Below are 19,321 nucleotides of genomic sequence, written 5' to 3' on the forward strand. Positions count from 1 at the left end.
TGTTATCAGCAACAAAAAAATCGTTACCTGTAGTAACCGTAGTACCAGCGTCACCTTTCATCACACCGGATATGTCCACACCAGTAGTGAGTGACTTATTCTCCGATTCAAAGAACTCAAGTGCTTAACGAGAGTTTTCCAGTAGGCCAGGCAGTCCCATCGGCGAGGTATCGTCAATTCTGTCGAGCTAAAAAAAATCCCCACCACTTTGCAGTGGCAGGGATTTTTGATCACTTAATGAACCTCAGCAAATGCCGAGGCACATTCAACGCACTAACAATTAAACCAATGTCAGGATGTTGGTTGTACCGCCGGTGGCAGTGCTCAGGTCGATCAAACCTGTCAGGCTAACGATCTGGTCGACGCCGTTGACGAAGGTTTGGGCAATACCAGCAGTGGTGTCGTGCTTGACTTGAACCAGGAAGGTGTTGCCACCGTACTGGAACCAGCCAAATGCGCCGTCAGCGCTGTGGTCAGCTTGCGTAGCGCCAGCAACCACGGCGTTGGCGTAATCCTGGAACACAGCGGTGCCTGCCAAAGTCGCCTTGGCAGTGACAAAAGTCTCTGTACCCAAGTTGGTGAAGGCGATTTGCATGCCCGCGTGTGCGTCGGTGATCGTGGTGTACACGTTCACGTTGGCACCTGCTGTAGTGAGGGTCACCACGTCAGCACCTGTACCGGTGGTGATGCTGTTCACGCCACCGCCAACTGAGATCGTGTCCACGCCTGTACCACCCACATACGTGTTGTTGCCTGTTGTGGCCGTGAACGCGTTGGCACCGTTGCCCAGGTTCACCACGTTGTTGCCGGTGGTCAAAGTCACGGTGTCACCGTCTTTGCCGCCAGTGATGGTGTTGTTACCACCTAAGCCAGTCACGCTGTTGGTGCCGTCGCCCAAAGTGATCACGTTGTTTTTGCCGTTGGCGGCTGTGATCGCGTCGGCGCCTGTACCACCGGTGTAGGTCACTGCTTTGGTAGCAGCAGAGAACGTCACGGTGTTGGTTGCTGCGGTCGTGCCTTTGATGACAGCAGCGGCAGCCAGAGCGCCAGAGGTGAATGTGAAAGCACCCTTGGTGATGCCGGTGGCATCCAACGATGTCAGGGCTGTGGAGGCAGCAGTCAGGTTCAGGCCTGCGTTACCAGCAACAGTGATGGTGGCTGCAGAGTTGCCCAAGACAGTCAACAAATCCGTAGGATTCGTAGGTGTTGTCTGTGTGTCTGCTGTTGTGATGGCAATGGTTTCAACGCTGGTGGCAGTGATGCCGGTGGCAGCGAAAGAAATAGCTCCACCAGTGCCGTCGGTCAACGCGACGTTCAAAACGTCGTTCGTGCCGGCAGTGAAGGCGCTGTTGGCCACCGTGTAAGCAGTACCAGCACCGGTCAGGGTGAGAGTGCCGCCGCTAGGCAAGTTGTTCAAGGTCAAACCGTTACCACCCGAAGTGGAAACAGCGCTGTAGTTGCCCAACACGGCCAGGTCGATGGTTTGGTTCGTGGCACCCGTCAAAATCAACGATTCAAAGCCAGTGACCAGGCCTGCAAAAGTTGCACTGCCAGAAGCCGTCGCAGCAGCAGCAGCAGCGATCGACAGGGTGTCTGTACCTGCACCGCCACCGATGGCAGCTGTTGTGGTGTTGGCACCCAGCACCATGGTGTCGTTGCCGTCACCCAGTGTGATGGCCTTGGACACGTTGCCCGAAGAAGTGACCTTGTCAGCACCTGCGCCGCCGGTGAAGGTGGCTTTGGTGGCGTCCACAGTGACGGTCGATGCGCCGGTGGTGCCGGATGTATCAACAGAAGTCACAGTTGCACCACTCGCGTCGGCAGTGATGCCGGCGCTGCCAGACACTGTCAGGGTTTTCAGAGCGGACAAGCCGGCAGCAGACGTCAGCGTCAAGCCTTTGGTACCCGCAACAGTCAATGCGGTCACGGCACCGAAGGTGATGTTGGCCAGGGTCGAGTTGTTGTTGGCTGTTGTGACGTTCAGCGTGGTGTAGATGTCAGCGTCGTCCAGCGTGCCACCTGTCAGGCCATCGGCAGTCACTGCCAAAGTCTTGTTGGTAGCGGTTGTCAAACCAGAGTTGTCAATGATGATGTTGCTAGAACCGTTGGTCACGCTCAAGCTTGTCAAGGCGTTGTCGTTGATGTTCAGCGAGGTGTAGCCGCTTGCAGTGACGGAAGTGATCGTGCCCGCTTTGGTGTCAGAGCCATAGTTGACGTCCGTGACAGCCACTGAGTTGTTTGCGATACCTGCAACGGTCACAGATGCTGCGACCTTTTTGGTGTTGGTCACCGAAACAGCCGTTGTGTCAGCAGTACCGGTCACAGACACTGCTCCAGCCGTTGTGGTGGTGTTCACTGTGGCTTGTTTCTGTGTTTGGTTCACAGTCACGGTGGAACCACCGGTCACGGAAATCGCACCGCCGGTCAAGTTGCCAGTACCAGAGACCACACCCGTCAGAGAAACGGCGCCTTTGGTACCGCTCAAAGTCACTGTATCGGCAGCAGTAGAGGTGGCATTCACTGTTTGCGAGGCACCACCAGTGACAGAGATGTTGCCTGATGTGTTGGCAACGGAAACAGCTGTTGTAGCTGCAGCGGTGACAGTGGAGCCGCCTGTGCTCGCGGTCAACAAGGATGTCAAACCAGTCCAGCCAGTGACATCGGCAGTAACGGTGTTGTCACCCGTCACGTTAGCAGTTTCAATGTTTTTGACCACTGCGGAAGAAGGAATCGTGAATGCAGCGCCGCTGGTGCTGATCACGTTGAGTGTGTCTTTGCCAGCACCACCGTCGATGTTGTCGAAAGCAGTGAAAGTGGCATTTGTGCTGGATGGCAAGCCATTGAACGTGTCATTACCAGCGCCGCCAACCACGACATCCACGCCCGTAGTGAGTGTGAAAGTATGTGTGTCGTAAAGTGTTGCTTTAATTGGAAATTAACGAATATAGAAATTCAAAAACGGTGAATCAACGACGTTCAAACGTTTGAAGTTCGTTGGACTTTTTGCACAGTAATAATGGTGTTAATTCAATAAAAAACAGAGACAAATGTGCATTGTGTAAAGCAGTTAACAGCTGACTTCCTGATGCGCCGCGACAATCCGCAGTACAAGATTTTTGTGGACGAAGGAATGACCTCATGAGCGTTTCACGCTTGAGCGAAGCTTTTGTTCAGCAATTGAGTTGCCCGCCAGAGCGAAGCCATCTGGAGGTGTTTGACACACAGATTCGCGGCTTGTATGTGGACGTACAACGAAGTGGCCACATGGCTTACAGGTTGCATTACATACAAGACAAGGTCAAGCGGCACATCACGCTGGGCGATGCCCGTGTGATCACTTTGGACGAGGCCCGTCAGCTTGCTCGTGCACACTTGCGGGAATTGCTCGCTGGTAGCGATCTTCGGGGTGATTTGCTGGCACCCAATGCCTTGACGGTCCAAGAGTTTTTTGTAGACCAGTATCTGCCTTATGTCAAAACCTACAAGCGCAGTTGGGGCACCGATGAGAGCATGATTCGCAACCACATCTTGCCGACGCTTGGCGCGCGTGGCATGGCCGCATTGCGCACGCCCGACATTGCGCGCTTGGTGCAGTCCATGCGGACCGATGGGTTTGCCCCGGGTACGGTCAATCGGCTGTTGGTGTTGTTGAAATACGGGTACAAGTTGGCCATGCGCTGGCAAGTGGATTGCATCGAAATCAACCCAGCGCTTGATCTGAAAAACATCAAGGACGACAACAAGATTGAGCGTTATCTCACGCCAGAGCAAACCGTGGCACTCATGAGCGCCGTGAGAGCCAGTGACAACACCATGCTGCAGCACATCGTTCCGTTTTTGCTTTACACCGGGGCACGCAAGCGCGAGGCGCTGGATGCCAAATGGGTCGACATCGATTGGGCTCAGTCGTCTTGGCGCATTCCCAAAACCAAGTCAGGCAAGATCCGGTATGTGCCGCTGTCGCAAGGGGCCGTTGACCTGCTGACGAAACTCAAAAACGGCTGGCCATCGGTAATCCCCTCCGACGCAGACTACATCTTCCCCAACCCGCAAACGGGCTTGCCCTATGTGTCGATCTATTACAGCTGGAACACGGCGCGCAAGCAGGCCGGGCTGCCTGAGATGCGCATCCACGATCTGCGCCACAGCTTTGCCAGCTTTTTGGTCAACGCCGGGCGCAGCCTTTACGAGGTGCAAGAGCTGCTGGGGCACGCCGACATCCGCACCACCAGTCGCTATGCACACCTCAAGCGCGAGCGGCTGATGGAGGCGGTGGAGGTGATCAAGCTGGCCTGATCCAGTTCTGGCCCGTTCACACGCAGCAACCATGGTCGTCGCGTTTGAGGGGTGCACAATCATGAATCAGTTGATGACAAGTAATTCTCTGGTATTAAATTTATTGGGTTTAAGTATAGAAATTCAAGTTGTGCAATTTGGTGTCGATGTGTCGAATGGTGGGTTAAAACTTCGGGATGTCTACGCATGATCAAATTAATTGCTGCTTTGTCATTGCTTTTGCTAACAACAGGGTGTGCCAGTGTTCTCAACGAGGACAAGCAGGTCGTATCAGTGCGTGCGATTTGCTATGGCATGAGCATGCCCTCGCATTGTGTGGCCGAAAACTCCCGAGGCCGTTGGGCGTTCAATGCGCCCAGGCAGATCGAGGTCAGTAAAGACATGTTTGGTTTGCGCGTGACCTGCAAGTCAGCTTTTGTGGACAAACACACGGTATCGGTTCGCCCGCAAGTGCAGGTGGCCGTGGCAGGCAATGTGCTTCTGGGCGGCCTGGTCGGCGGCGCAGTCGATATGGCCACGGCCCGTGGTTTGAAATATCCTGCCCAGATTGACGTTGTTTATCCGTCTTGTAACTGATTGAAATTTTATAAACTATGTTTAACCTCAAAATTTTGGTGTCGTGCGCGCTTGTGTGTTTGTTGCAGGCTTGCGGTGGCGGTGGTGGCTGTTCTTCCGCACTGGGAAGTTTGGTGGGTTGTTCTTCGACACCACCCAATGTCGCCCCCGTAGCCAATGCGGGTCTGGACCAAAATGTCACCACAGGATCCACGGTGACCATGGACGCGACAAGGAGTTCAGACGCCAACAATGACACGCTCACCTATGCTTGGAGCTTGAGCGGCAAACCGCCATCCAGCGCCGCTGTGTTGTCATCGGAGAACTCGGTTAAGCCTACTTTCTTGGCCGATGTTTCGGGTGTTTACGTGCTGAGGCTGACTGTCTCGGATGGCCAGTTGAGCAGCGCGCCGATCGTGGTCACGGTGATTGCATCCAATGAAAATATCCGGCCTGTGGCCAATGCAGGTGTGGACCAAAATGCCTTGGTCGGCAACACGGTCACGTTGGATGGCAGTGCCAGCACAGATGCCAATCGCGATTTGTTGACTTATGCCTGGTCGGTGCTCTCCAAGCCGTCAGGAAGCAGCGTAACTTTATCCGATGCCACTGCAGTCAAGCCCACATTCAAGCCTGATGTCGCGGGAACGTATGTGATCAATTTGATCGTGAGCGATGGCAAGCTGTCGAGTCCGCAGGTGGTCGTGACCGTGGTGGCCACCACGGGTAATGCCGTGCCCGTTGCCAATGCGGGCATTGCGCAAAATGTGACCCTCAATACCAAAGTTGTTTTGGACGGAAGTGCCAGCAGCGACGCCAACTTTTACGACGTGCTGACCTACAACTGGACCTTGCCTGTCAAGCCTGACAAGAGCAGCGCCCTGCTTTTATTGGCCAATTCTGCAAAGCCCACTTTTGTTGCGGATGTCGTGGGTACTTATGTGGCCAGCCTGACGGTTTCAGATGGCAAGTCTGAAAGCGCACCGAAATTGGTCATTATTAATGCGTCAACGGCCAATTCCCAGCCTGTGGCAAATGCTGGCGTCAGTCAAAACGTCTTGCCCGATGCGACGGTGACGCTGGATGGCTCAGCGAGCAGTGATGCGGACTTCAACACGCTGACCTACAGCTGGACTTTGTCCAGGCCCACAGGAAGTGCGGCTGCGCTTTCCGATGCAACGTCGGCCAAGCCCACTTTTGTAGCCGACAAATCGGGTGCTTACGTGGCAACATTGGTGGTTAATGATGGAAGGTTGAACAGCAATCCTGTGTCTGTGGTGGTCAATGCAGCCCTTGTGAACGCGGCGCCTGTGGCCAATGCCGGTGTCAGTCAAAATTTATTGACAGGTGCAACAGTGACTTTGGATGGTTCAGCCAGTACAGATGCCAACCTGGACACCTTGACCTACAAATGGACCTTGGTTTCGAAGCCTTCGAGTAGCAATGCAACCATTTCCACAGCATCACCGGCAACATCGCAAAAGCCCCAATTCATTGCAGACAAAAGTGGAGTTTATGTGGCTGTCTTGGTGGTGAACGACGGCAAGATCGACAGCACGATCAACTCGACCACGGTGACCGTGACCGATGTGAACGCGGCACCTGTTGCCAATGCCGGTGCCGCTCAGACAGCGGTAATTACCACTGTGTTGGGCGTTACCACCAAGCCAACAGTGACCTTGAATGGCGTCGAGAGCACCGATGCCAACGGGGATTTGCTGAGCTACAAATGGGTGTTGACCACCAAGCCTACCGGGAGTACAGCAGTTTTGATCACTCCTAACGCCATGCGGTCGACATTCATTGCAGATTTGGCGGGGGTGTATGTGGGGACCTTAGTGGTCAACGATGGCAAAGTGGACAGTCTGGCCGCCACAGTCCCGATCACTGTCACTGGGCCTTGAGTTGTCACAGGCATTCGTGAGGGTGCTTGATCGGTAAGGGCTGACATGGGTTGTTGTAACCTGGCTCTTATACTTTAGCGATGGTTGCCACAGTCACCGCTTACACCGATATTCGTAACCGTGCTCTAACGGGTGTGGGTTATGACGGTGTGGTGCGTGTGTCTGCTGGGGGCTACTACGGAACCGGGGTTTTGCTGTACGACGGGCGGGCCGTTTTGACGGCAGCGCATTTGTTTACAGGCGGGCTGAGTTCAGCCACGGTGCATTTCGAAACCGCTGCAGGCAAGTCAGAGAAAGTCAGTCAGCGTGTGCTGATAGAGCCGCATTACGATCCAGCCAACAGCAACAGTGATTTGGCCTTGGTGTGGTTGTCCGACTCATCGCCTTTGGCAGCCGATCGGTATCAGCTTTACCGCAGCAGTGATGAAGTAGGTCAAACCATGACCTTTGTGGGTTATGGCCGACCTGGCACTGGCAGTGCGGGTGTGATGCCCAGTTACAGTGGCGATCCGATCCGTCAGAAAGCGAGCAATGTTTTTGATGCGGACATGTCCGCGCTCAAAACCCAATTGGGTTCAGGCATGGGCTGGACGCCTTTGACTGGTAGCCAGATGGCGGCAGATTTTGACGATGGAACGGCGGCGCATGACGCGCTTGGCCAGTTTTTGAATCTGAGGGAAACGGGCTTGGGGCTAGGCGAGGGCTTGATCACCACGGGTGACAGTGGTGGGCCCGCATTCATTCAAGGCCGTGTTGCAGGCATTGCCAGTTACAGCGCAAGCTTAAGCCAAGGGGATGCCAAGCCTGATGCCGATGGCGTGGTCAACAGCACTTTTGGCGAGATTGCGGCTTGGCAACGTGTGAGTTATGACCAGCAGTGGATCGATCAGAGCTTGCGCGCGGCCTATCCCAACGCGCCCACGAAGCCGGAAGATGTGAAAAAACAGCTGCCAGAGGGTAACAGTGGCACCAGTTATGCCTATTTCTTGCTTCAGTTCACGGGTGTTCGGACCAGTCCAGACCAAATTTTGAGTGTGGACTATGCCACCCGTGATGGCACCGCCGTCAAGGGGCAGGACTATGTTTCTGTCAATGGCACGCTCAAGCTGTATCCGGGTGAGGTGCAAGCGGTGATGGCTGTGGAGATCATCGGCGACACCAGGCCCGAGGCCGATGAGGTTTTCTATATGGATGTGACAAATCCTGTCGGTGGCAGCTTTGGCCTCGGCGTGGTCATGTTGACAGCCATGCGGACCATCTTGAATGACGATGGCGGCTGGATCGCCTGAGGCTCAAACAAACCCGAGTTGGGTGGGGTAGTCGGGGCGTCCCGCAGCACTGCCAAAGTGTTTTAGGTTGGGCAAGATGCCATTGAGCTCTGAAGGTGCCACGCCAAACCAGGTGGCCAGTGTGGCCGCAAATTGATCGACCGAGGTGCTGGGCAAGAGGCGGCCTTGGCCAACGTGCCACTGGTCTTCGGGTTTGGATGTGTCTCCAACACTGACAGGTGGCGCTTCACCATAAAACGCCGCACCCTTGACGGCGCCTCCGACGATGAGGTGGTGAGAGCCCCAGCCGTGATCGGACCCATCGCCATTGGAGGTGAGGGTGCGACCAAAGTCGGATGCGGTGAAGGTGGTGACTTTGTCGGCCACACCCAGTTCGACCGTCGCATTGTAAAAAGCGTTGATGGCCTGGTCTACTTCGGCCAGCAATGTGGGCTGGCGGGCGATCAGGTTGTCGTGCAAGTCAAAGCCGCCCAACGAGACCATGAAGACTTGTCGTTTGGCGCCCAGGGTGTTGCGGGCGCCAATGAGCTTGGCCACCATTTTGAGTTGGTCGGTGAGGCTGTTGTATTTGTTTTGTCCTGCTGGAAATGGGGTTTGCAGATTGACGCCTGCGAGGGCGTTGGTGACTTTGCTTTCTGAGCTGAGTGCCCTGCGCATGACGGCGTTGTATTCGTTTTTGAGCAGGTGTGGGCTTGTTTGGCGCAGCATTTGGCCAAAGGCATCCCGCATGGCGGGTTGGTAAAAATATTGGTCATTCAATGAGCGCACGGCAATCGCGCCGTCGGTGCTGCATTGGTACTGCAATGCGTTATTGCCCGACAGGAAGACGCTGTTGCCTGTGACCGAGATACAGGAGAACAGCGAATCGCTGTTGCTGCTCAAGGCCAGATCGCCGATTTTGCCGCCCCAGCCTGTGGTGGACCCTTCGGGCGATGAGGCTTGCCAAAGCGATTGTTGGTCGTTGTGCGAAAACAGTTTGGGCGGCAGCGGGTACAGCTGAGTTTGTTGGCTGTTGTATTGCTGTCGGGTGAGTGGCACCACCAATGGGCCCACGTTCAACTGAACAGCTGCTTGCCCGTTGTTGAAGAGTTTGGCCGTGTTGACGAGGGCCGGGTGCAGGGCATATTGCAGCTCATAGTTAGACGCATAAAATTTTTCATTGCGCAGCGGCACCCGTGGTTTGAGGACGGTGTTGCTGAGGGCGGATCGCTCCAGAACGATGCCACCTGCCGATGTGCCCGCGCCTGCTGCGCGGATACCGGCGTATTGGGCGTGCCTGTCGGGGTCGTAGGTCACCACGGTGTTGGCGTAGTCGTTGCCACCATACAGGAAGACGCAGACCAGGGCTTTGTAATCGGTGGCGCCGAAGGCGGCAGCTTCGCCCATGGCGGCCAGATTGAGTGCCAGGGGCGTGGCCACGCCAGCAAGACCCAGCTGGCCTGCGCGTTGCAAAAATGCGCGGCGCGTGTGCTTGTCGTTTTGGAGCAGGTGCATGGTCGGGCTTTCAGCGTTGCACCAGGTAGTCGGCACTGCTCATGACGAACATGATGGCGCGGGCGACATGGATGCGTTTGAAGTTGTCACTGGCCGAGGCGGTGATTTGGTCTTGGTTCAGTGCGTTGACGATCAGGTTGACGGTGTCGTTGCCCAGTTGCCCTGCGCACAGCAACAGGTTCAGGTGCTGGACCAGGGCGTTGGTGTTGCCGATCAGTGTGAATTCAAAGCTGTAGTCTGGCGCAATGTCATGGCCATCGGTGCTGGTGCTGTCCATGGGGTTGGTGACCAGCTCAGGTGCGCGCACCCAAATGCCTTGGTAAAGGATGTTTTGCAAGTAGTTAATGTACGAAGCGACGGTGCTTTCGTTGACGAGTTGGAACTCTGGTGCGGTGGCGCCTGTGGCACTGAGTGCGCTTGAAGGGGGTACGTAGCCCGGGCGGAAGAAGTTGAAGACCGATGGCGCTGTGAGGGGGTTTTGGGCAATTGATTCGCGAGCCGAATAGGTGGAGCCCTGCATTTTCCAGGTGCCTTTGGCCGAGCGTGCGTTGAAGGTGCGTGCCCATTGGGCAATGCGAACCATGGGTTCACGTAATTTTCCAAAACTGTTGCTGCCAAGACTGGCGGTGCCGGTCGCTTCTTCATCCAGCAAGATGGCACGCAGCACAGCACCCATGTCACCGCGAACCCCTTTGCCATTGTTGTTGAAGGCGCTGGCCACGCGGGCAACATAGGCCGGACTGGGGTTGCTGGTGACCAGCCGCTGGATCATCTGACGACCAAAGAAGGGGCCCACATTGGGGTGGTTGAACAGGGTGTCGAGTGCGATCTTCAGCGAGGCGGTGCCGTCAGTGCCAGCCGGGATGGTGGTGCCCAGAAAAACTTTGGTTTCTGGCGAGTGCCGGTTGGGGTTGAGGCGCAGGGGCTTGAGGGTGTACTCCAGCTTGAGCACCGTGAAGTTGGGCGGACGGGGGCTGGTGAAGCGCCCGACAGATTCGTCGATTTCGTAGCCGGTGAAGACGCGGGCGAGGTTGCTGACGTCGCTTTGGGTGTAGGTCTCGAGTGGCTGGCCGTTGCTGCCGATTTTGGGGGTGCCGTCGAGGTTGAGTTGCAGCAGACCGATGGACAACAACTGCATGACTTCGCGGGCGTAGTTTTCATCGGGCACGCGGCCGGTTCGTGCGTCGGCTTTTTGGTTGCCTTGGGTGTTGAGGAACGAGCCCATGGCATGACAAAGAGTGACTTCTTCAAGCAGTTGCCTGAAATTGCCAAAGGCGTTGTTACACAAGATGTCCCAGTAGCGGGCCATGGCAAAAGACGGCCAGTTGAGCTGGATGCCTTGGATAGACACGACAAAAAACTCTGACAGTGCGAGGGCAAAACGCTTTCTGACTTGGTCAGGGGAGGCCATCATTTGGTACCAGACCATGTAGCTGCAGGGTTGATCGCTGAAAAAGAGCTGTTCTTCGTTGATCAGGTCATAACCTGTGCTTTTGAGCCACTGCCAAGCCGTTTGCCCCATGGGCGTGGCCATTTGGTTGTCAAGCCAGGTGCTGTAGCCCTGGCTTTGGACTTTGGCGATGTCGTCATAGCTGGCGCTGTACTGTGAATGCAGCAAAAATCGGGCGGCTTCGGCCTGGGTCGGTTGGCCCGGTAGGGTGGGTGAGCTGGGTGTGGATGCGCTGCCACCGCCACCGCCACAGGAGGCGAGGAATGCTGCCAGACCCAGCGGCAGGGCCAGGTTGGACATTGGCGATTCTTGTGGGTCTGTGCTTGTGCTGCTGTCTTGCGTTGCCGATGCCATCAACCGCTCCTGACCGTGGTTGTAGTCTTTATAGCCTTGAATTGTTAAAAACCATAATCCTCACCCGATAAACTTCATATAGGAGTTGTGTATACTTCACCTCCTATATGAACTTCTTGATCCGCGTTCCCCTGAACACTTCACCCGAGCAACACGCGCGTTTGTGCGAGCTGCGTGCGGTGTTTGCGCGGGTCTGCAACGAGCTTGCACCGCAGGTGCAGCAGTCCCGGGTTTGGAACCGGGTGGCACTGCACCATTTGCATTACCGCAGCTTGCGGGCCAAGTTTCCCGAGCTGGGCTCGCAGATGGTGTGCAACGCGATTTACGCGGTGTCCAAAATGTCGCGCCTGATTTACCAGGCCGCGGCCAGCCCTTACAACGTGTCGCGTTTGCCGGGCAAGCCGCTGCCGCTGCTCAAGTTTGCCGACAGTTGCCCCGTTTACTTTGACCGCCACACCCTGAGCATCAAGCCGGGGCAGTTGTCGCTGTTCACCATGGACGGGCGCATGCGCTTTGAGCTTCAGCTTGACGCCGACAAGTTGGCTTTGTTTGAGCAAGCCAAGCTGCGTGAAATTGTCTTGAACGAGCGTTTGGACAAGACGTTTGAGTTGTCGTTTTTCTTGGTGTCTGCCGATTCACCCGATACGGTCGAGGGTGTTGATGGCGATGTGTCTGATGCGGCTTTGGGCGATGCTGCGGCAGCCCCTGAGTCTTCCATTCCTGAATATGTGTCTGTAGAGGTTGCCCCCACATGAAACTGGATTCTTCTGTGTCCGAGTTGCGCTTGGCGTTGCTCGATTTCAAGCCGGCCTGGCGTTCGGCCATTGTCATGAGTGTGGTGGTGGGTCTGCTGGGCTTCACCTCGACGGTGTACATGCTGGAGGTCTATGACCGGGTGGTCAACAGCCGCAGTGTTGCCACCTTGGTGATGCTGACGGTGGTCACGTTTGGCGCTTACGCGGTGATGGAACTTTTAGAGAAGATCCGTTCGCGCTTGCTCTGGAGCGTGGGCATTCAGTTCGAGATGAAGATGTCGGACCGGATTTATGGCGCGATGTTCGACGGGTTGCTGAAAAAGCAAATGGGCGGTGCGGCCATGCAGGTGCAAAACGACTTCAGAACGGTGCGTGAGTTCTTCAACAACCCGGCCTTGAGCGCGATGTTTGAGGTGCCAGTCGCACTGGTGGCTGTGTTTTTGTTGTTCTTGATCAACCCCTTGCTGGGTTGGGCGGGTGTGGTGGGCGCTCTGGCGCAGACCTATGTGGCTTGGATGATTCAGCAGTCCTCACGCAAACCATTGCTGGAAGCGCAGCGCCGTTCGCAAGAGGCGCAGGTGTACGCCGATGCGTCGCTGCGCAACACGCAGGTGATGGAGTCGATGGGCATGATGCCCTCTGTGCTGGCCCAGTGGCAAAAGAAGCAAGATGCGTTTTTGGCTTTTCAGGCACGGGCTTCGGAGTCTGCGGGGGGACTCAACGCGGTGTCCAAATTGTTGCAGCAGTTGATGGGCTCGGTCATGCTGGGCCTGGGCGCTTGGCTGTTGCTGGAGAACAAACTCAATGGCGGTGCGTCGATGATGATCATTGGCTCGGTGTTGGTGGGCCGCATGTTGGCGCCCCTGACCCAGGTGGTGCAGCAGTGGAGTGCGGTGGTGAGTGTGATGGCCGCATGGTCGCGTTTGGACAACATGCTGGCGCAGATTCCGGCTCGCAAAGACAACATGGCCTTGCCAGCGCCCACGGGCGAACTGGTGGTTGACGGTTTGGTGGCCGCGCCACCGGGTTCGCAGCAGCCCGTGTTGCGCGGCGTGCAGTTTGGTTTGCCGCCCGGTTGTGTGTTGGGTGTGGTGGGGCCTTCGGCTTCGGGCAAAACGTCGTTGGCGCGTTTGTTGGTGGGCGTGTGGACGCCACTGGCGGGCAAGGTCAGGCTCGACGGCGCCGATGTGCACATTTGGGACAAAGAAGAGCTGGGGCCGTATTTGGGTTATTTGCCGCAGGGCGTTGAGTTGATCGAGGGCACGTTGGCCGAGAACATTGGGCGATTTGGCGAAGTGGACATGGGCCGCGTGGAAGAGGCCACCCGCTTGGTGGGTTTGCACGAGTTTGTGATGTCTTTGCCGCAAGGTTACGAAACGCCTGTGGGCCGTGATGGCGGTGTGTTGTCCGGTGGTCAGCGCCAACGTGTGGCTTTGGCGCGGGCGCTGTATGGCAACCCGGTGTTGGTGGTGCTGGACGAGCCCAATTCGAGCCTGGACGAGGCGGGTGATGCGGCTTTGTCGCAGGCGATTCAGACCATGAAGTCGCGTGGCACCACGTTTGTGGTGATCACGCACCGCACCAGCGTGCTGTCGGTCACCGACCGTTTGTTGGTCTTGCGCGATGGGACGCAGCAGCTGTATGGCCCGACGGCCGAGGTGTTGCAAAAGCTGATGCCTGCGGCTGCACCTGCACCTGCGCCTGCTACTCCGGCTGTGTCGCCAGGCGCATGAGGAAGAAATGATGAAGCAAAAAAATTCTGTTGAACTGCGCGGCTTGTCTGAAGTGCTGTGGTCGTTCCGCCGCGAGTTTCTGGTGGTGGGGGTCTTCAGCATGGTGGTCAACCTGCTGATGCTCACCCCCACGATCTACATGCTGCAGGTTTACGACCGCGTGATGATGAGCCAAAGCTACATGACGCTGATCGTGGTGTCTTTGCTGGCTTTGTTCTTGTTTGGCGTGATGGCGTTTGCCGAGTGGGCACGCTCGATCTTGTTGGTGCGCACGGGCGTCAAGCTCGACCAAGCACTGAGCAAGCGGGTGTTCAAGGCGAGCTTTTTGTCGTACCTGAATCCTGCAGAAACTGCGCCTTCCAAGGCCTTTGGCGACTTGACGGTGCTGCGCCAGTTCATGACGGGCAACGGCGTGTTCGCTTTCTTTGATGTGCCGTGGATTCCGATTTATTTGGCAGTGTTGTTCATGCTGCACCCTTGGTTGGGCGCGGTGGCCCTGTTGTTTGCGGTGGTGCAGGGTGCGATTGCTTGGCAAGGCCATGCGGCCACACAAAAAGCACAGTCGGTCACGGCGCTGGCGCAGGCCGATGCGCAAAACTTTTTGCAGTCGAAGTTGCGCAACGTGGAGGTGTTGAGTGCCATGGGCATGCAGGGCAGTTTGTACCAGCGCTGGAAAGCCAAGCAGCACAAGGCTTTGGTGATGTCGGGTGCCTCGCAGAACAAAGTGGGTACGGTGACGGCGGTGAGCAAGTTTGTGCGTTACGCCCAGCAGTCGATGAGTCTGGCCGTGGGTGCATGGTTGGTGACCCGGGGTGAGATCAGCCCTGGCGCCATGATCGCGGGCAACGTATTGATGGGCCGTGCCTTGGCACCCATTGACTTGCTGGTGGGCACTTGGCCGCAATTTTTGACCAGCAAAGATGCTTATGGCCGTTTGCAAAAGTTGCTGGGTTTCCAGCACGCTGGCCGCGAAAAAACCATGACCCAAGCGCCTTTGGGTAACTTGAAGATTGAGCAGCTGGTGGTGAAGGTGGCCGGACGCGAGAAGCCGGTGCTGGACGGCGTGAGCTTTGTGGCTTTGCCGGGCACGGTGACGGTGGTGTTGGGGCCTTCGGGTTGCGGCAAGTCGACGCTGGCGCGCAGCATGCTGGGCATCTGGCCGGGCTACGAGGGGCGCATTTTGCTCGACGAGCAACCTATTGAGCAGTGGACGCGCGAGAGCTTGGGTGTGCATGTGGGTTATCTGCCCCAGGACATTGAGCTGTTTGACGGCACGATTGCCGAGAACATTGCCCGCATTGGTGAGGTGAATTCGGAGCAAGTGATTGAGGCCGCTGAGGCGGCCGGTTTGCACCAGATGATTTTGCGTTTCCCCCAGGGTTATGACTCGCGGGTGGGGCAGGGTGGTTCGTTCTTGTCGGGTGGGCAGCGTCAGCGCATTGGCTTGGCGCGGGCTTTGTATGGCAAGCCCATGCTGGTGGTGCTGGACGAACCCAACGCCAACTTGGACGATGAGGGCGAGGCCGCTTTGATGAAGGCGGTTCAGCTGATCAAGGCGCAGGGCAAGACGGTGGTGCTGATCAGCCACCGACCTGGCGTGATCCAGGTGGCCGATCGTTTGGTGATTTTGCAAGACGGCAAATTGGTGGCCAGTGGCCCGAGAGATGGCGTGTTGGAAGCCTTGAAGAAACAAAAAGAAAGCGCTGCAGCTGCGGCGTTGCCAGCAGCTTAAGGCTATGGCTTGAAACAACGGATGGAGGACTGAAATGTCAAACCCAAAAATGTCTGCAGTGAGTCAATCGAATGTGGAAGACGCTCGCGTCAAAGCCGGTGGTGACGAGGGGGCCTTGTTGGCTTCCGCGGACACGCGTGGCATTGCCCGAAAAGCCTTGTGGGTCTTGGTTCTGGGCTTTGGAGGGTTTTTGTTGTGGGCCGCTTTGGCGCCCCTCGACGAGGGCGTGCCCACACAAGGCATGGTGACGATTGATACCAAGCGCAAGACCATTCAGCATTTGACGGGCGGTATCGTCAAAGAGGTGCTGGTGCGCGAGGGCGATGTGGTCAAGGAAGGCCAAATTTTGATGCGCTTGGACGAGGCGGTGACCAAGGCCAACTTTGAGTCGATTCGGCAGCGTTATTTGGGTTTGAGTGCGATGCAAAGCCGCTTGAAGGCCGAGCAAACCGGAGCCGCCAGCGTGGTGTTTCAAAAAGAGGTGTTGGACGCAGCGGCGGCCGACCCGTTCATGGCCCAGCAGGTGAACAACCAGCGCCAATTGTTCGAGTCGCGCCGTCAGGCTTTGCAGTCTGACCTGCAGGTGTTTCAAGAGTCGATCGAGGGCATGAAGGCGCAACGCGAAGCCTCGCAAAATGTGCTGGTGCAGCGTCAGCAGCAACTTGCACTGCTCAAGGAAGAACTCAGCAACATCCGTGATTTGGTCAAAGAAGGTTATGCACCGCGCAACCGCCAGATGGAGTTGGAGCGCATGGTGGCCGATGTGCAGGCGAGCATGGCCGACCTGACGGGCGGCACGATCCGCGCCACACGCGCCATTGCCGAGACCACGCAGCGTTCGCTCTCGCGCCATGCCGAGTACCGCAAAGAGGTGGAGTCTCAAATGGCCGATGTGTCGCGAGAGGTGCAATCCGATGCCGAAAAATTTGCCGCCCAAAAAGCCGACTTGCAGCGCGTGGACATCCGCTCGCTGGCTGCCGGCCAAGTTGTGGGCCTGTCGGTGCAGTCGGTGGGTGCGGTGGTGCAGCCCGGCCAGCGCTTGATGGAGATCGTGCCGGAGAAGCAGGAGCTGTTGCTGGAGACGCGCATTGCACCGCACTTGATCGACAAGGTGCACGCAGGCCTGCAGGCTGACATTCGCTTCAACGCGTTTGCACACTCCCCCCAGTTGGTGGTGCAGGGCAAGGTGTTGTCGGTGTCGGGTGATTTGTTGACCGACCCTCAGAATCCCCAAATCGCTTACTTTTTGGCGCGACTTGAAGTGACGCCTGAAGGCTTGAAGACCTTGGGGTCGCGCCAAATGCAGGCGGGTATGCCGGCAGAGGTGGTGATCAAGACGGGTGAACGCTCGATGCTGACGTATTTGCTCAGCCCGCTGACCAAGCGCATGGCTGGCTCGATGAAGGAAGAGTGATGAAGTCCCGCTTTCGTAAAACCTGCATGGCTTTGGCCACTGGCTTAGTCACCTCTTTGGCCGGAGCGTCTGCCCACAGCATGAACTTGCTGGAGGCCTATCAACTGGCCTTGGACCAGGATGCGACGATCCGTGCGTCGCGTGCCACTTTGGCCGCCGGGCGTGAGCGGTTGCCCCAAGCGCGTGCGCAGTTGCTGCCTTCGGTGCAAGCCAGCTTCAGCCGCAACACCAACGATGTGGACACCACGACGCCCAATTTTTTGGGCCAGGACACCACGACCAACAGCAACTACAAGAGCTTTGGCAACACCGTGTCGCTGCGCCAGCCCTTGTTCAGTTTGCAGCGTTACTTTCAGTACGAGCAGGCCAAAGACCAAGTGGCCGATGCCGAAGCCACGCACCAGCGTGATTTACAAGAACTGATCGTGCGGGTGGGTGGGGCTTACATGGAGGCTTTGTTGACCGAAGACCAATTGAAGTTGGTGTTGGCCCAAAAGCAGCAGTACACCGCTTTGCTCGATGCCAGCCAAAAAGCCTTGAAGGCGGGCACGGGCACACGCACCGACATTGACGACGCCCAAGCCCGTTTGGACATGTCTTTGGCAGCCGAGCTGGAAGCGACTCAAAACAAAGACTTCACGCGTAGGCAGTTGGAGATTTTGGTGAACCAGCCCGTGGGGGCCATGTCTGCCTTGAATTTGACGGGTTTTGCCAATCTGCCAGCAGAGCTGCTGCCGCTGGAGGCTTGGCTTGCGCAGGCCCAATCCGATGGTCCAGAGGTGTTGGCTTTGCAGGCCCGCTTGTCTGCGGCTGACAAGGAAATTTCAAAGGCGAAGTCTGCCCATGCACCGGTGCTCGATGGCATTGCGCAGTGGAACGACAGTGGCAACGAGAACGTGACGCGCCAAAATTCGCGTTTTGTGACCAAGTCGGTGGGCATTCAGTTGGTGGTGCCCATTTACCAGGGTGGCTATGTGAACTCGCAAGTGCGCCAAGCGGTGGCCGACAAGACCCGATTTGAAGAGGCGCTGGAGGCCACGCGGCGAGACTTGAATTTGCGTGTGCATAAGGAATACCGCGGTGTGACCGAGGGCGTCTTGAAGGTGCGTGCATTAGAGCAAGCGGTACGTTCTGCCGAGCAGTTGGTCGTGTCGACCAACAAATCTAAATTGGCTGGGGTGCGGACCATGCTGGATGTTTTGAACGCCGAGCAGCAGTTGGCGCAGGTCAAACGCGATTTGGTGCAGGCGCGTTATTTGTACCTGATGGCGCGTTTGCGCTTGGCCGCTTTGGTGGGCAAGCCCCCGCTGGAAGCGATCACCGAGGTGGCGCAGGCGTTTAATCCCTGACACTGAGACAGCATCATTTGAAACCCTCTGCGCCGATCAGGTGCAGGGGGTTTTTCTTTGTGCGCTCATGGCTGGTTGGATTGCCTCTTGCGAAGCAGGTGTTGCGTGACTTCGGCAAAGCCCGCGCCCCGCTCACTGGGTGTGATGTAACGCGGCGGGTGCATCAGCTGCGCTTCAAATCGCCGAATGTTGGCCACGCCCACGCTGTGCGCAAAGTGCTCGAACATGACTTGGTCGTTGGTGGAGTCGCCCACGTAGACCCAGCGGTCCATCTCTGACTGCAGGTCGCGACCCCAGAGTTGCTGCACGATCCATCGCGCCCCCGAGAGCTTGCTGTGCTCGCCAAACCAGGCGTTGATGTGGATGCTGCTGACCGTGGCGGTCATGCCCGCGGCTTGCATCATGTGCACCACCGCATCGATGGCTGTTTGAGGCAGGTGCGTGAATTCGCTGTGGTCGATGGCGATGTCGGTTTCGCGGCCTGCGCTGTCTTGTGAGCGCTGGGCGCCGGGAATGGTGTGCTCGATGCGGGTCAGCACTTGCTGCATGCGCTCAAAGTTGGCTGCGCGTGTGGCAGCGTCTTGTTGGTAGAGCTTGTGCAGTGGCTGGCCGTGTGGGTGGAGCAGAGCCACTGCACCGTTTTCAGCCACGATGGCGTCGACTGGCCATTGCGCTGCAAAGGGCTCGCTCCAGCCCACAGGCCGTCCAGTAATGGGCACCACGCACAGGCCTGCGGCTTTGAGGTTGGCCAGTGCTTGCAAGGCATCGGGCGTAATCGCACCATCCGTGGTCAGCGTGTCATCGATGTCGGTGAAGACGCCGATGAGGCCTTGCGGCGGACGCCAGTCTGAAAGCGGCAGCATCAAAACTCCTTGTAGGAGCCCCGCCCTCGGGGCGATGGGTGGTGGATGGCGAGGACTCATCGCGGCGAGGGCGCCGCTCCCACATTGATATTTAATTGGGATCTGACCCCAATTAACCAATTCTTTTGGCCGT

13 protein-coding genes are annotated in these 19,321 nt (G+C 57.1%); 9 read left to right on the forward strand and 4 right to left on the reverse strand.

Annotated elements, in window-relative coordinates; translation table 11 throughout:
* Positions 1-280: 280 nt before the first annotated feature.
* Positions 281-2,881, reverse strand: a complete 2,601-nt coding sequence (locus B9Z40_RS11545; RefSeq protein ID WP_100173518.1) for an S-layer family protein — start codon at positions 2,879-2,881, stop codon at positions 281-283.
* Between the two features lie 257 nt (positions 2,882-3,138).
* Here B9Z40_RS11545 and B9Z40_RS11550 point away from each other — a divergent pair, with 257 nt between their 5' ends.
* The 4 genes from B9Z40_RS11550 to B9Z40_RS11565 all read left to right on the forward strand — a co-directional run bounded on the left by B9Z40_RS11550 (position 3,139) and on the right by B9Z40_RS11565 (position 8,044).
* Positions 3,139-4,296: a site-specific integrase gene (locus B9Z40_RS11550; protein ID WP_100173519.1), complete on the forward strand. Its 1,158-nt coding sequence runs from the start codon at positions 3,139-3,141 to the stop codon at positions 4,294-4,296.
* 300 nt (positions 4,297-4,596) lie between these two features.
* Positions 4,597-4,872: a hypothetical protein gene (locus B9Z40_RS11555; RefSeq protein WP_143473979.1), complete on the forward strand. Its 276-nt coding sequence runs from the start codon at positions 4,597-4,599 to the stop codon at positions 4,870-4,872.
* Positions 4,873-4,889: 17 nt separating this feature from the next.
* Positions 4,890-6,755 (forward strand): PKD domain-containing protein, encoded by a 1,866-nt coding sequence (locus tag B9Z40_RS11560; RefSeq protein ID WP_100173521.1) that lies wholly within the window; start codon positions 4,890-4,892, stop codon positions 6,753-6,755.
* An 80-nt stretch (positions 6,756-6,835) separates the two neighbouring features.
* On the forward strand, positions 6,836-8,044 hold the full coding sequence (locus B9Z40_RS11565) for a trypsin-like serine protease (protein WP_100173522.1): 1,209 nt from the start codon (positions 6,836-6,838) through the stop codon (positions 8,042-8,044).
* Between the two features lie 3 nt (positions 8,045-8,047).
* On the opposite strand, the gene B9Z40_RS11570 is transcribed toward B9Z40_RS11565, so the two are convergent.
* Together B9Z40_RS11570 and B9Z40_RS11575 are read right to left on the reverse strand one after the other, a co-directional pair.
* Entirely contained in the window at positions 8,048-9,538 is a 1,491-nt protein-coding gene (locus B9Z40_RS11570; protein WP_100173523.1) for a DUF1501 domain-containing protein, read from the reverse strand.
* Between the two features lie 10 nt (positions 9,539-9,548).
* The gene (locus B9Z40_RS11575) at positions 9,549-11,342 is read right to left on the reverse strand and encodes a DUF1800 family protein (RefSeq protein WP_100173841.1); all 1,794 of its coding nucleotides are present in this window, start codon (positions 11,340-11,342) and stop codon (positions 9,549-9,551) included.
* 107 nt (positions 11,343-11,449) lie between these two features.
* On the opposite strand from B9Z40_RS11575, the gene B9Z40_RS11580 reads away from it, so the two are divergent.
* Genes B9Z40_RS11580 through B9Z40_RS11600 form a run of 5 tightly spaced genes read left to right on the forward strand, consistent with a single transcriptional unit; the run spans position 11,450 to position 18,325 of the window.
* The gene (locus tag B9Z40_RS11580; RefSeq protein ID WP_233204894.1) at positions 11,450-12,097 is read left to right on the forward strand and encodes a hypothetical protein; all 648 of its coding nucleotides are present in this window, start codon (positions 11,450-11,452) and stop codon (positions 12,095-12,097) included.
* Positions 12,094-13,830, forward strand: coding sequence for a type I secretion system permease/ATPase (locus tag B9Z40_RS11585; protein WP_100173524.1), 1,737 nt, complete (start codon positions 12,094-12,096; stop codon positions 13,828-13,830). The genes B9Z40_RS11580 and B9Z40_RS11585 overlap by 4 nt, the downstream gene beginning before the upstream one ends.
* A 10-nt stretch (positions 13,831-13,840) precedes the next feature.
* Positions 13,841-15,562: a type I secretion system permease/ATPase gene (locus tag B9Z40_RS11590; protein ID WP_100173842.1), complete on the forward strand. Its 1,722-nt coding sequence runs from the start codon at positions 13,841-13,843 to the stop codon at positions 15,560-15,562.
* Positions 15,563-15,596: 34 nt separating this feature from the next.
* On the forward strand, positions 15,597-16,976 hold the full coding sequence (locus tag B9Z40_RS11595; RefSeq protein ID WP_100173525.1) for an HlyD family type I secretion periplasmic adaptor subunit: 1,380 nt from the start codon (positions 15,597-15,599) through the stop codon (positions 16,974-16,976).
* Positions 16,976-18,325 carry a TolC family outer membrane protein gene (locus B9Z40_RS11600; protein ID WP_233204895.1) on the forward strand — a complete coding sequence of 450 codons (1,350 nt, stop codon included), beginning with the start codon at positions 16,976-16,978 and terminating at the stop codon, positions 18,323-18,325. Before B9Z40_RS11595 ends, B9Z40_RS11600 begins: the two co-directional genes overlap by 1 nt.
* A gap of 65 nt (positions 18,326-18,390) precedes the next feature.
* On the opposite strand, the gene B9Z40_RS11605 is transcribed toward B9Z40_RS11600, so the two are convergent.
* Complete coding sequence (locus B9Z40_RS11605) at positions 18,391-19,188, reverse strand: HAD-IIB family hydrolase (protein WP_100173527.1); 798 nt, start codon at positions 19,186-19,188, stop codon at positions 18,391-18,393.
* Between the last annotated feature and the right edge of the window lie 133 nt (positions 19,189-19,321).

It is taken from the genome of Limnohabitans sp. 15K, from assembly GCF_002778285.1.
Classification (GTDB): domain Bacteria; phylum Pseudomonadota; class Gammaproteobacteria; order Burkholderiales; family Burkholderiaceae_C; genus Limnohabitans_A.

Excerpts from the sequence above, each read along its gene's own strand:
- B9Z40_RS11550 (WP_100173519.1), top strand. The coding sequence starts at position 3,139 with ATGAGCGTTTCACGCTTGAGCGAAGCTTTTGTTCAGCAATTGAGTTGC.
- B9Z40_RS11555 (WP_143473979.1), top strand. The coding sequence starts at position 4,597 with ATGCCCTCGCATTGTGTGGCCGAAAACTCCCGAGGCCGTTGGGCGTTC.
- B9Z40_RS11560 (WP_100173521.1), top strand. The coding sequence starts at position 4,890 with ATGTTTAACCTCAAAATTTTGGTGTCGTGCGCGCTTGTGTGTTTGTTG.
- B9Z40_RS11565 (WP_100173522.1), top strand. The coding sequence starts at position 6,836 with ATGGTTGCCACAGTCACCGCTTACACCGATATTCGTAACCGTGCTCTA.
- B9Z40_RS11570 (WP_100173523.1), bottom strand. The coding sequence starts at position 9,538 with ATGCACCTGCTCCAAAACGACAAGCACACGCGCCGCGCATTTTTGCAA.
- B9Z40_RS11575 (WP_100173841.1), bottom strand. The coding sequence starts at position 11,342 with ATGGCATCGGCAACGCAAGACAGCAGCACAAGCACAGACCCACAAGAA.
- B9Z40_RS11580 (WP_233204894.1), top strand. The coding sequence starts at position 11,450 with ATGAACTTCTTGATCCGCGTTCCCCTGAACACTTCACCCGAGCAACAC.
- B9Z40_RS11585 (WP_100173524.1), top strand. The coding sequence starts at position 12,094 with ATGAAACTGGATTCTTCTGTGTCCGAGTTGCGCTTGGCGTTGCTCGAT.
- B9Z40_RS11590 (WP_100173842.1), top strand. The coding sequence starts at position 13,841 with ATGAAGCAAAAAAATTCTGTTGAACTGCGCGGCTTGTCTGAAGTGCTG.
- B9Z40_RS11595 (WP_100173525.1), top strand. The coding sequence starts at position 15,597 with ATGTCAAACCCAAAAATGTCTGCAGTGAGTCAATCGAATGTGGAAGAC.
- B9Z40_RS11600 (WP_233204895.1), top strand. The coding sequence starts at position 16,976 with ATGAAGTCCCGCTTTCGTAAAACCTGCATGGCTTTGGCCACTGGCTTA.
- B9Z40_RS11605 (WP_100173527.1), bottom strand. The coding sequence starts at position 19,188 with ATGCTGCCGCTTTCAGACTGGCGTCCGCCGCAAGGCCTCATCGGCGTC.